At 60.6% G+C, this 12716-nt stretch carries 10 protein-coding genes; 6 read left to right on the top strand and 4 right to left on the bottom strand.

Features of this window, described 5'->3' with window-relative positions; genetic code table 11:
• The first annotated feature begins 25 nt into the window (after window positions 1–25).
• From HMPREF0178_RS06415 to HMPREF0178_RS06380, 6 genes are all read left to right on the top strand, one after another.
• A complete protein-coding gene (locus HMPREF0178_RS06415; protein ID WP_009380016.1) occupies window positions 26–1354 on the top strand; it encodes a sigma-54 dependent transcriptional regulator in 1329 nt (442 codons plus the stop codon).
• A gap of 95 nt (window positions 1355–1449) precedes the next feature.
• Window positions 1450–1746, top strand: coding sequence for a hypothetical protein (locus HMPREF0178_RS06410; RefSeq protein ID WP_009380014.1), 297 nt, complete (start codon window positions 1450–1452; stop codon window positions 1744–1746).
• Between the two features lie 408 nt (window positions 1747–2154).
• A complete protein-coding gene (locus HMPREF0178_RS06405) occupies window positions 2155–3489 on the top strand; it encodes a cytochrome c peroxidase (RefSeq protein WP_232281212.1) in 1335 nt (444 codons plus the stop codon).
• 644 nt (window positions 3490–4133) lie between these two features.
• Window positions 4134–4625, top strand: a complete 492-nt coding sequence (locus HMPREF0178_RS06395) for a MucR family transcriptional regulator (protein WP_005028616.1) — start codon at window positions 4134–4136, stop codon at window positions 4623–4625.
• A 186-nt stretch (window positions 4626–4811) separates the two neighbouring features.
• Window positions 4812–5189 carry a rhodanese-like domain-containing protein gene (locus tag HMPREF0178_RS06390; protein ID WP_005028618.1) on the top strand — a complete coding sequence of 126 codons (378 nt, stop codon included), beginning with the start codon at window positions 4812–4814 and terminating at the stop codon, window positions 5187–5189.
• Window positions 5190–5564: 375 nt separating this feature from the next.
• Window positions 5565–6125 (top strand): GGDEF domain-containing protein, encoded by a 561-nt coding sequence (locus tag HMPREF0178_RS06380; protein ID WP_232281211.1) that lies wholly within the window; start codon window positions 5565–5567, stop codon window positions 6123–6125.
• 246 nt (window positions 6126–6371) lie between these two features.
• Here the strand turns inward: HMPREF0178_RS06380 and HMPREF0178_RS06375 are convergent, their stop codons facing one another.
• From HMPREF0178_RS06375 to HMPREF0178_RS06360, 4 genes are all read right to left on the bottom strand, one after another.
• Complete coding sequence (locus HMPREF0178_RS06375) at window positions 6372–7538, bottom strand: VWA domain-containing protein (RefSeq protein WP_009380007.1); 1167 nt, start codon at window positions 7536–7538, stop codon at window positions 6372–6374.
• A gap of 147 nt (window positions 7539–7685) precedes the next feature.
• Window positions 7686–10118, bottom strand: coding sequence for a DUF5682 family protein (locus tag HMPREF0178_RS06370; protein WP_009380005.1), 2433 nt, complete (start codon window positions 10116–10118; stop codon window positions 7686–7688).
• A 241-nt stretch (window positions 10119–10359) separates the two neighbouring features.
• Entirely contained in the window at window positions 10360–11454 is a 1095-nt protein-coding gene (locus tag HMPREF0178_RS06365; protein WP_009380003.1) for an AAA family ATPase, read from the bottom strand.
• A gap of 9 nt (window positions 11455–11463) precedes the next feature.
• Window positions 11464–12716: DUF5691 domain-containing protein (locus HMPREF0178_RS06360; RefSeq protein WP_009380001.1), on the bottom strand; the 1253-nt coding region annotated here is incomplete at its 5' end.

Here is a 12716-nt window from a genome sequence, read left to right as displayed (position 1 = left end):
AATTCATTCTCATAAGGAGTCCCACATGCTGCGAGTTCTGGTGGCGGACGACGATCCGGGGATCGTGCGGACGCTGATGCTTGGCCTGAAAATGATGGGCTGCCAGCCCGTGGGCGTGGAGAGCGCGGAAGCCGCGATCAAGGCGCTGGAAGACAAGAGCGCGGACTTGCTGCTGACGGACATGCGCATGGAAGGCATGTCCGGGGTAGATCTTGTGCGGGATGCACATGCGCGCTGGCCTGAGATGATCTGCGTGGTCATGACCGCCTTCGCCTCGTACGAAAACGCCGTGTCCGCCATCAAGGCCGGGGCCTACGATTATTTGCCGAAACCGTTCACCACCGAACAGTTGGAACACCTCATCCGCAAGGTGGAGATGCTGGTGGACCTCCAGCGGGAAAACTCGCGCTTGCGGGCGGGGTCCGGTGACTGGTTCGACGGGCTGACTTCACCGAAATGCCAGGCGCTCCAGTCCGTTGTGGAGCGCATCGCGCCGAGCGATGCCACAGTGCTCCTGTCCGGCGAGACGGGATCGGGCAAGACCGAGCTGGCTCGGTCCATCCATAGAAGATCGACACGTGCGGACAAGCCGTTTGTGGAAGTAACCTGCACGGCGATCGCGGAAAACCTTTTTGAATCCGAAGTGTTCGGGCACGTGCGGGGGGCTTTTACCGGAGCGGTGCGCGATAAGGCGGGCAAATTCGAGCTGGCGGACGGCGGCACCCTGTTCCTTGACGAAATCGGGGAACTGTCGGCTACGGCGCAGTCCAAGCTGCTGCGTTTCCTTGAAGATAAGGTCATCGAACGGGTTGGGGACAACAAGCCCATCCGGCTGGACGTGCGCATCATTGCCGCGACGAACCGGGAGCTTGCCGCTATGATGAAGTCCGGGACGTTCCGTGAAGATCTGTACTACAGGCTGAACGTATTCGAGTGTACGGTTCCGCCGCTGCGGGAACGGCCCGAGGACATCGAGCCCCTCGCCGCAAAGCTCCTGCGCTCCGCTTCCGCCAAGTACGGCACGCCGCCCACCCTGTCGCAGGCCGCACGCCAGGCGCTGCTGCGGTACGGTTGGCCAGGCAACGTCCGGGAACTGCGGAACGTCATGGAACGGGTCGCGCTGCTCGCCGCCGGGCGTGAAGTGACGCTGGCGGATTTGCCGCCCGCGCTGAGCGCCGGGGAAGGGGTGCGGTCCGGTCCGGATGAGGAGCCGCATATCCTGACCCTGCGTGAGCTGGAAGCGGAACACATCCGGCGAGTGCTCGGGCTCGGCGTCAGCATGGAACGGGCCGCCGAACTGCTCGGAATCAACACGGTGACGCTCTGGCGCAAACGTAAGGAACTCGGAGCCTAACGGGCTTCCTTTTTTGGACGGAAGGCCGTACGAAGGAGGCATCTTCCCGGCCCGGCGTCGCAAGCGGGGAAGAGAAGGCCGGAAGGGAGGTTTATATGGGGTTTATCGCCGGGGACAGCGTGTTGGATGCCGCGTACGGGTACGGCATGGTCTGCGATGTGATCAGGAATCCTGACGAAACGTATCCCGTGATCTGCCGGTTCTGGCAGAATGGGCGGCCTGTGGAAATTTCGTATACGCGGGACGGGTTCAACGACGTTTCCGATATGATCCCTTCGCTTGTCCATGCGGGAACCGGTGCCGCGAAAGGGAAGCCCGTGCGCTTGTCCTTTGAGGATTTCGACGAGGAATACAGGAAACTGTTCGGCGGCGCCGGGCAGAAGAAACCTTGAGCGGATGCTTCAGAGTACGGCGCTTCATGAAATGATGAAAAGGATGCCCTTTCGGTTTACCGGGAGGGCATTTTTATGGACTTGCAGATGGTTGGGAAGGGCAGGGGGCTCTCATGGGGAGCGGCTGGATGTTGAAGGGCAATGGCGGAGAGTTCCTGAGCTGTTTATCCCGGCTGAACTGGGATATCGGGAGCAAAACAAGGCGATTGCTTGTGTAAAAAAAGATTTTATCAAAAACAATTCCTATTACTATTGACTTCATGCATGATTTGTTCAAAAATCCGCAAACAGGAGTAGAGGAAGCGTTCGCATTATCGTTTTATAACAAGAGAGGGCAAGATGAGAACCCGTTCCGCTTTGCTGGTGGCCAGCTGCGTTTTGGCCGCTTCCGTCGTGACAGGAGGAGCGTTGAACGAGAGCGTTGGCGCCGACAAGGGGATTCCCCCGAACCACCCTCAGCTGACGAAGTTTTCCAAGGTTTCCGACATAGTGATGGACAAGTGCATGGCTTGCCATTCACGGAATTATGATTTGCCGTTCTATGCTAACATTCCGGGGATCAAGGAAATCATCGAAAAGGATTTCAACGACGGCCTTCGGGCGATGGACTTGAATCTGGAACTGGTCGAAGCCGCGAAGGACAAGCCGATCGGCGAAGCGACGCTTGCCAAGATGGAATGGGTTATCGTCAACGAAACCATGCCGCCCGCGAAGTTTACCGCCGTGCACTGGGGCAGCCGTGTGTCGTCTGAAGACAGGGCCGCCATCCTCGATTGGGTGAAGGCCTCGCGTGCCGCCCACTATGCCACCGGGCTGGCGGCTCCGCGTCATGCCGATGAACCGCTGCAGCCGCTGCCGGACGCGCTCCCCGTCAATGCCGCCAAGGTGGCGCTCGGTGAAAAGCTGTTCGTCGACAAGCGGTTGTCCGGAGACAATACCGTCGCTTGCGTAACCTGTCATGATTTTTCGAAGGCCGGTACGGACAACAAGCGCTTCGCGGAAGGTATCCGCGGGCAGTTCGGCGACATCAACGCGCCGACCATGTTCAACGCCGCGTTCAACACCAAGCAGTTCTGGAACGGACGGGCCGCGGACCTTCAGGAGCAGGCCGGCGGGCCTCCCATGAACCCCATTGAGATGGGCAGCAAGGACTGGGATGAAATCTGCGCCAAGCTCGCGCAGGACCCCGAACTGACCGTCGCCTTTACTGCAGTCTATCCCGACGGCTGGAACGGCAAGAACGTTACCGATGCCATTGCCGAATATGAAAAGACGCTCATCACGCCGAACAGCCGCTTTGACAAGTGGCTGAAGGGGGACGACAAGGCGTTGACCGCGCAGGAAATCGAAGGCTATCAACGCTTCAAGATGTACCGCTGCTCAAGCTGTCACGTCGGCAAGTCCGTGGGCGGGCAGTCCTTCGAATATATGGATCTCAAGAAGGCGTACTTTGAGGATCGCGGCAACCCGCTCGGCTCCGACGAAGGGCTCAAGGGTTTTACCGGCAAGGCTGAAGATCTGCACCGCTTCAAGGTCCCGAACCTGCGCAACGTCGAACTGACGGCTCCGTATCTTCATGACGGCACCGTAACGACGCTGGACGAGGCCGTACGCATCATGGGCGTGTATCTCTCCGGCATGGACATCCCCAAGGGCGATCGAGATCTCATCGTTGGGTTCCTGCGGACTCTGACGGGCGAATGGAACGGTAAGCCGCTGGCAGGGGAAGCCGTAAAGAACTAGTTGTCCGTAAACGAATAAAGGGCGGCATCGGAAATCCCGGTGCCGCTTTTTTTGATCCTGTCAAAACTCTGGGGAAGATCCGTTTCTGGAGCATTTTTTCTGAGAGTGGAGAAAGAAGCCTCAGCGTCGGCCTAAGGTTGCGCAAGGGGAACAAAAGATCGTGTAGTAATTTTACAGAATGGATGCCCTCGGATTTTTTTCGGGAAAATATGTTCTCGCCGTTCGTTGCAATACGGATCTTCTTGAATGCATTGGAGATACTTTTGAGAACAAGATGTTCGGGTTCCGTATTATGGTACGGAATAAGATAAAAAAACGATTCTTGTGCACGCAGGGTGGTGCGTGGAAAGCCAAACAGGGGAAAAGCGGCTTTTGAAGAAGTTATTGCCGTTTCAGAAGAAGATTTGTATCCGTAATGCTGCTTTTTGTATGAAACCGGACAAACGTTTCCGCGACTCTAAAAGTAAGATTGCGCAACAGGCTTTCTGGCTTGGACAACTTCTGATAAACGGAATGCCGGCCTCTTGCTCCGCACTCTATTTTTTATTCCAATCAGGCAAAAAATATCTCCCTATGGCCTGACGGTCTATACAAGTCGATAAAAGTCGATTACATTGCTAGGCAATCTACTCGGAGGTGAATGCATGATAAGTGACGCCGAACTGCTGAAGTTGGTTATGGAAAGATATCCCGAACAGCCTACTCCGTTTATCATCGAACAATTTACCGTTCTCAAGGCCGGGCTTATTCAGGCCAATAATAAGCTGGCCGCAATGGATATGGAAGAACCTGTCTGCGAACAAGTGATCATCGAAGAACCCATGCCGGAAGCTGCTGAGGCCGCCCCTAGCGCCGCGCCGAAGAAGAAGTTCACCAAGCGCAGCCTTGTTGTCCGCCCTGAAGAAGCCATTGGGGACGATGTTGTTCAGTGTTGCCTCTGCGGTCGGGGATTTCAGAATCTGACGGCGAAGCACCTTCTGTCCCACGGGATTTCCGTGGATGAATACAAGAAGCTGTGCGGATACGTACCGGAGCAGAAGCTTATCTGCAAAAATCTGCTGGAAAAACTGCAGGAAAACGTGCAGAAGGCCCAGCGGTCCAGAGAGCAGAAGCTGTCCGGCGAACACCTGAAATAAGCGAAGGCGGGGCATCCGTTCGGATGCCCCGTTTCGTGGCGTATGCTTGGGTGGGGAGGCCGGAAAGAGGGGTGGACCTTCCGCCGTCGGGAGTGGTATTGCACTTGTACGGGCCGCTCCCTTGCGGGATGCCCGTTTGGTTTGTGTGCCGTTCGTTGCCCCTGACTTCAACAAACGATTTTTCTGATGCTGGAAACACTGTCCCCGCAAGAGGCCATGACGCTCTTCCGCAATGGCGGCGCCTTTTTTGTGGATGTCCGTACTGAAAAGGAATTTCTCAAACGGGCGATTCCCGGTTGCCCGCTTGTTCCCCTCGACAAACTGGAACGTGAGGGCGGGCTGGACAGCCGTTTTTCCGGCAAGCCGGTCGTCTTTTTTTGCCGCTCGGGAAGCAGGACGCAGAATAAGGCCGAGCTCCTGGAAAGAAGCGCCTCGGGCAAGGCGTATCAGCTCGGGGGCGGGATTCTCGCCTGGGAACAGGCGGGATTTCCGGTTTGGAGCATACGCGAGCTGCTGCCCTGTTTTGCGCAGGAACCGGCTTTTATCTCCGGGGTTCTTGCCTGACTCCTGTTTTTATCTGAACCTTGCCCCTTCCGCCCTCCTTTTTCCACTGGAACGGGGGGCTTTTTTACGCCTTTCCTCCGTGGAAATAGCCAAAAAAGGCTGGCTGTGCTTGACCGAAAACAGGAAATGTTCTCAAATGTCGGCAGGTGCCGAGAGTGCCGCCCGCTTCATGTTGCTCCTCTTCCGGCGTTTGTCATGGTGAGTGTAATATGTTGTTACTATGGATTATTGTTTGAAAAGAGTGAGTCCATCGCATCCACAAGAAAATCCGGAAGTTCGTGAGTACGGGGTTGGAGCACGGTTTCGGCATCCGGTGGGAGTGGCTGCAATAAGCGTACTGGTGGAGAGGATTCTTCCCACCGCATAGAGAGGGCAATGAGTATGGCGGAATGCAAGCAAGCCGTGTTGGTTGAGAAAGAAACGGCGCACCGGGATTGCCTCACGGGATGCTACGATAGGATGACGATTCAGCATCTGGTAGATCTGTGTTTTTTGAAAAGCGACGTGCGCCAGTCCCATGCGATGTTTGTTATTGATGTGGATAACTTTAAAAGGGTCAACGACACATGGGGGCGGGAGTTCGGGGATATTGTGCTGAACGATGTCGCGGCTGTCCTGCGGCGGATATTCCGGCGTTCGGACTATATCGGCAGGATCGGTGACAATGAATTTCTTGTCCTGCTCCGGGATGTGGAGCCGGAACGCCTGTCGGAGAAAAAGGCGCAGGAATTTTATACGGCCCTCGGCACGCTGTTTTCCGCCCGTGGCGATGAGCGCTATAAACCGACATGTAGTGTCGGCATAGCCCGATATCCAATGGACGGGACTCTCTTCGAGACCGTGTTTCAGAGTGCCGACGCCGCACTGCATGAGGCCAAGCGGCTTGGGCTGAACCGGGTGGCCTTTGCTTCCGGCTGTGAGGGAAGGAAGCGTTAGGAGGCGGAGAGGAAGGGGCCAACCTGGAGCCTTTCACCCCTTCTGTTTGGTGGACATTGCCCTCAAACGCCTTTCCCGCAGCAATCCCCGATCGTTGAAAGGCCGTGCTCCGGGAAGGTTCCGGCTATAGGCAAGATGAAAAAACGCCCGGTTCTTCGCTACGGAAGAGCCGGGCGGCTGTTTTATAGGGGTGACGCGCGGAGGGAACTCGTGGTGCCGCCTCCAAAAGCGTGCGGTGGATGGATGTTACCCTTTGGGAACGACTATACCCTGTTTGGCGGCCCAAAGGTTGACGTCCTCCTTACGGATGGCGGCGGCCATCATGCCGGGGAACAGGTCGGGAGTGCAGGCGAAGGACGGGATGCCGAGTCCGGCGAGTTTGGCGGCGAGGCCCTTGTCGTAGAACGGCGCGCCTTCATTGCTCAGGGCGAGAAGGGTGATGACCTGTACGCCGGACTGTACAAGCTCGTTGGCGCGTTGGAGCAGGTTCTTTTCCACGCCGCCTTCGTAGAGGTCGGAAATGAGCACAAGGATGGTATTGCGCGGATCGCGGATCAGCGACTGGCAGTAGCCCACCGCGCGGTTGATGTCCGTGCCGCCGCCGAGCTGGACGCCGAACAGCAGATCGACGGGATCGTCAAGTTGCTCGGTCATGTCCACTACGGCGGTATCGAACACGACGAGATGGGTTTTCACGGCGGGCATGGAGGCCATGACCGCGCCGAAGATGCTGGAGTAGACGACCGATGACGCCATTGAGCCGCTCTGGTCGATGCAGAGGATGATTTCCCGCTGGACGCGCTGCGATTTGCGGCCATAGCCGATCAGCGTTTCCGGTACGATGGTTTTGTATTCCTGCTGCCAATGTTTGAGGTTCGCCCGGATCGTGCGGTTCCAGTCGATCTCGGCATGGCGCGGACGCCGGTTTCGCACAGCCCGGTTCAGCGCGCCGCTGACCGCCGTGCGCATGGGCTCCTCAAGCTGCTTCATAAGCGCGTCCACGACCTTGCGGACGACCAGTCGGGCCGTTTCCTTGGTCTTTTCGGGGATGATGCCCCGCAGCGACATGAGCGTGGACACGAGGTTCACGTCGGGCTGCACGCTTTCGAGCATTTCCGGCTGGAGCAGCATACTGTGCAGGTTGAGGCGATCGAAGGCGTCCTTTTGCATGACTTGCACCACTGAAGACGGGAAAAAGCGCCGGATGTCCCCGAGCCAGCGGGCCACGCGCGGCGACGAGGCTCCGCTGCCGCCCCGCAGGCTGTGCCTGCTGTCCGCTTCGTACAGCGCCGCCAGCGCTTCGTCCATCTGCCGGTCTTCGGGGCTCAGCCCGGCAAGGCCGCAGCTTGCCTGCGCCTCTTCGCCGAGCACCAGCCGCCAACGCCGCAAGCGTTCCCCTTCAGCCGTATCCATCATCAACTCCTGCTCGCCCATTGGAGCCGCCGTAAGCCCGGCGTTATCCGTTGAGCGTGTTAGCCTTTGAATCATTTTGATTGTATGCCCTGTGACATTCCATGCCTTTGGGGAAGCACCATGCGAAAGCCAACGTCCTCCATCCTTTTATGCCTGCTGTGCCGTGAGGCCGAGCACGCGCCGCAGCAACGGGACGGGCAGGGCAGCGCGTTCCGCATCCCAACGGGTTTCGGCCTGTTCCCGCATCGGCTTTCCGGCGGGGCGCTTGGCGCGTTCGCCGAGCTGCCGGCGTTCGGGGGCGGAAAAGCCTGAGAATGTCCGGCGCAGCATGGGAAGGATATTGGTAAAATGCGTATCGTTCAGGCCGTCCAGCCAGTTGGCGAGCACCCCCCACAGGGCGTCGTCGTGCAGCAGCACCAGCGCGCTCTGGTTCAGGAACCCCTCGATCCATGCGGAGGCCGAGGCGGGCGCGGCCGCCGCCGACAGAGAAAGGCTCATCAGCCGGGCGGCTTCTTCCACAGGGAGGCGCTGCTCGTCGAACAGCAGGCGGACGGCCATGCCCCGCAGCAGCTCGTGGACCATCCCGTCGCGCAGGGCCGTCTGGTGCAGGGCGGACAGCCAGCTTTCCCAAAGCCCTTCGTTTCCAAGGAGCCGTATTGCGTTGTGCGCCGCGATGATGCGGGCACGCATGGCGGCGGCGCTTTCGTCGTCCAGCGAGGTGCAGGCCCCCGGCAGCCCGATGGATGCACGGGGGATCAGGCCTTCAAGGACGCGGGCGACCATCCCGGCGTCGGTTCGGCGCACGTTGCCGTAGCGGGCGATGGCCGCCAGTGACGGGATGGCTTCCAGCAGCTGGCCGACGTCGTTGGCTGTGGCGGCCTTTTCTTCCAGCATACGGGTGGCGTGCCCCACGGCGTCCGGCAGATCGGCGAACAGGATGTCGTTCACCAGCTCCGCCAATCGGAGCAGGTCCGCTTCACGGGACAGCTCCACGGCCTTTGCGGTGGCGGCCTCAAGGATGGTGTTTCCCCAGCGGCTGGCGGCGATCACCGCAATGGAGAGCTCCGGCACCCACTGCATTTCCCAAAGTTCATGGAACGTCCCTTTGGCGTTCCGGCCGCCTCCCGGCGCGGCCCAGCCGATTTCCAACAGCCGTAGGCGGTGCAGGAGGTGGCTGCGCGCCAGATCGTTGGCTTGGCGCAGATCGAGATCCAATATCTTCTGCGCGGCTTCGGGCTTCAGGCGCAGGCTTTTCTGTTGCTGTTCCAGATCCCGCTGGAGCGGGACGGTGGGCGCGGTTTCGGGAATCGTCCCCAGTTTGTCGCCCACGATAAGCTGACGCTCGATGAGGCGCAGCGGCGCGGGGTCGCCCATGCAGACCGTGGTTTGCAGGGCTTCGTAAAGTTCCGGCAAGCCGGGGCGGGGCCGCTCGCGCAGGGCCGCCAGCGACGTGGCGAGACGGGAGGCTTCGATGATGTGGGCGGACGAGCAGTCCATGTCCTGTTCGCGGAACAGGCGGGCGGCGTGGGTCAGCCAGCCGATGGCCCGATCGCCCTTGCCGCTGCGCCAGAGATGCTCGTACCACGCGGGAGAGGTCACGCCCGCGCCGTAACCGCTCCGGCTGCTCAGATTGGCATAGGTCCACGGCGTCCATGTCGCCGCGACCTTCATTTTGGGGAGGCCCTTGAGCAGGTCGTTGTCCTGCTTGGCGGGCGTTTCCGCTTCAAGCGCGGGCACATGCCACGCGCCGCAGATCACGGCGATGCGCTGGAAGCCTTCCTTTTTCGCCTGCCGCAGCGTTTTGCGCATGTACGCTTCGCGCAGGGCTTCCCGCCGCGCCTCCCGTTCGCCGCGTTCGCGTCTGGGCGCTTCGGCCCGCAGCGTGGTCATGGCTTCGCGGATGGCGTCGAACAGCTCAAGGCCGTCGATGCGCTCCTCGACCATATGGTTCCACCACGCCTCGCCGTCGCCGTATCCGGCGGCGCGTCCGAGCCAGTCAAGCGGATCGCCGTAAACGTCCTCCAGATCAGACGCCTCATCCCCGGCGTTTCCGTCCGTACCGCCCGCATCGCCGCCTTCAGGCTGTTCGGGGCCCTCTCCGCCAGCAAGGGCATCCGGGGCGGCGCCTTCAGGTGACTGCGCGTCTGAAGCGGGGGCTTCCGTGCTTTCGGCGGGTTCCGTTTTTGTATGTTCTTCCGCTTCTCTCAGGGCTTCCTCTTCCGCCGCCCTACATTCATCTTCAAAGGCCTTGTCCAGCCCGAATTGATGGGCGATGGGCAGATCCATGAAGCGCACCGGGAGGGATTGGCCCAAGCCGTACCGCAAGGCCTGCCATTCCGGGGAGAACTCGGCGAAAGGGTAGAAGGCGGCGCGGCGGGAATCGTCGGGAGCGTACACGAGCAGGGCCACCGGGGGGCACATCCCCGATTCGAGCACGAACGGCAGCACGGATTCCCCGTCCGGCGGCCCTTCGATCAACAGGCAGTCGGGCTGCATTGCTTCCAGAGCCCGCAACAGGCTGCGGGCGCACCCCGGCCCGTGGTGGCGGATGCCGAAAAGTCGAACGGTCTGATCAGGCATGGCGAAGCCTTTTGTAAGATGAAGACAGGAGGCAAAGCAGTGAAAAAACATTTCCCGGCGGCATCAGGAGCGCGGGCAAGACGAAAAACCGGCGCGGCCTACTCGACAGGCCGATGTTGCAACGCTACCGTCCTCCATCCTGAACTCCTTTTGCGCCGCCTCCCCACCAGTTGAAGTTTTTGCGGGTGGGGGTACGGGGGAGGGGGCTTTTTTCAAAAAGCACCCTCCCCCGATTCCTTCCCTAATCCACTTCGCGGCAGGCGCGATAGAGATCCTTCCAGTCGGAGCGTTCCTTGACTACGGTTTCGAGGTACTCGCGCCAGACGAGGTCGTCCTGCACGGGATCCTTGACCACCGCACCCACGAGGCTCGCGGCCACGTCGCGGGCGTGCAGCACGCCGTCCCCGAAGTGCGCGGCAAGCGCCATGCCGCTGTTGAGCACGGAGATGGCCTCCGCCGTGCTCATCGTGCCGGTGGGCGACTTGAGCTTGGTCTTGCCGTCTTCGGTCTGCCCGTTCCGCAGCTCGCGGAAGATCTGCACTACGCGGCGCACTTCATGCAGCGCCGGGGGCTCGGCGGGAAGCTCCAGCGCGCGGCCCATTTCGGAGACGCGCTTGGACACGATGCTGATTTCCTCTTCCTCCGTGGCGGGCACGGGCAGGATGACCGTATTGAAGCGCCGTTTGAGCGCGGAGGACAGTTCGTTGACGCCTTTATCCCGGTTGTTCGCCGTGGCGATGAGGTTGAAGCCGCGCACGGCCTGCACTTCGTCGTTGAGCTCGGGGATGGGGAGGGTCTTTTCGGACAGGATGGTGATCAGCGTATCCTGCACGTCGGCGGGGATGCGGGTCAGTTCCTCCACGCGGGCGATGCGGCCTTCGGACATGGCGCGCATGAGCGGGCTTTCCACCAGCGCGGCGCGGGACGGCCCTTTGGAGAGCAGTTCCGCATAGTTCCAGCCATACCGCATCTGTTCTTCGCTGGTGCCCGCCGTGCCCTGGATGATGCGCGTGGAGTCGCCGCTGATGGCCGCCGCCAAGTGTTCGGACACCCACGATTTCGCCGTTCCCGGAACCCCGTACAGCAGGAGCGCCCGGTCCGTCGCCAGCGTAGCGACCGCCGTTTCGATGATGCGGCGGTTCCCGATATACTTGGCGGACACCGTAAAGCCGTTGTCCAGTTCGCCGCCGAGCAGGTAGGTACAGACGGCCCACGGGGAAAGCTCCCAGTTGGCGGGACGCTGGCGGGCGTCGGATTTTTTGAGTTCTTCCAGTTCCTCGGCGAATTGTTGTTCGGCGTGGTGCCGCAGCTTGTTTTCGTTGGTAGCCGTGCTCATGGTTTTCTCTCAGGCAAAGTATTGGTGAAGAGCCTTGCGGGTCCTGATGGCCGTGGTCAGAAAGTCGTACCCGGATCGGCAGAAGGGGGCCCCGTTTTCTCCGTGGGGCCAGCCCTCAAGCAGATCATCCAGCAAGGAAACCGGGATCAGCCAAAAGGTGGCCTCGATGATGTGCCCCAGCGCGATGGAGGTCTGGTAGCTTATCTGGCTGATGCCGTCGGAATGGTTCGCCCAGAAGCGGATCCGCCGGACGAGGGCGTGTCCGCCTTCAAGGGAAAAGGTTGCATCCCCCTCCCATTCGGATGCGGCGAAACGTCCGAACTGCATCACCTGTTTATAGTGTTGCTGTGCGAACGTGGCTCCGCCGCCCGTGGAGCCGGGGCAGGGGAAGCGTTCAAGGAGGGCCGCCTCACGTTCGGGGGGCGGCAGAAGGCCGATGAATGCGAAGGCGCTGAACTGGCCCTTGCCCACGGAAATCTCAATCTGTTCCTTGAACACATGCGCGAGCAGGGCGGAGGCCCATGCCGCATGGCGCTCACGGCGGGCGGCCTCCAGCCAGCTACGGAGCAACACGTTTCGCCAGTCGGTTTTCTGCGCCCAGTCGATGAGGGCTTCGGGCGACAGGCCGGTATGCGCCTCCCACCACGCCAGCGGTACGCAGCGCCCTATCTGATAGAGCCACCAGGCGCGCGGGCCGAATTCCTCGTACTGCGGCTTTTTTTCTTCCAGCAAGTCCTTTTTCCACTCGGGATCGAAGGATTCCGGGGGCTCGACGGTCGGGAGCGGCGCGGAGAAGGCTGAGGCGATGCGGCCGATGAGCCCGCCCTTGGCCTCCGGGACGACGATGCAGGCGGCAAGGCGTTCGCCCATACGCCGTACATAGCCGCTTTCCGGCAGGCGGACGAGCAGGGAGGCGGCGGTTTGCCGCACTTCCTTGCTGCGATCCTTTTCCAGAAGGGTTTCGAGAAAGGCTTCGTCCGCCGCGCTCAGGCCTTCGCCGAGGCACCCGGTAAAGGCGGCGCGTTCGCGGGCATCGAAGGAGGCTGAGGCCGTTTCAAAGCGTTCACGGGCCTTGGCGGGCTCCTGCGCGCGGAGGGACTTGAGATAGGCTTCGCGCTGCATGAGCGTGCCGTTGTCCCATACTTCGGGATCAAGCTCGTTTTCGGCGTTGGTGGCGAAAAGGTTCCATGCGGCGTTCCGTCCGCCGAGCCAGCGGCCGCGTTCCCCGGCGATCAGGGCGATGGGCCCGCGCAGGGACGGCG

The organism is Bilophila sp. 4_1_30 (genome assembly GCF_000224655.1).
GTDB classification, from domain to species: domain Bacteria; phylum Desulfobacterota; class Desulfovibrionia; order Desulfovibrionales; family Desulfovibrionaceae; genus Bilophila; species Bilophila wadsworthia.
Note: the sequence above shows the minus strand (reverse complement) of the source record. Positions and strands in the feature narration are given on the sequence as shown.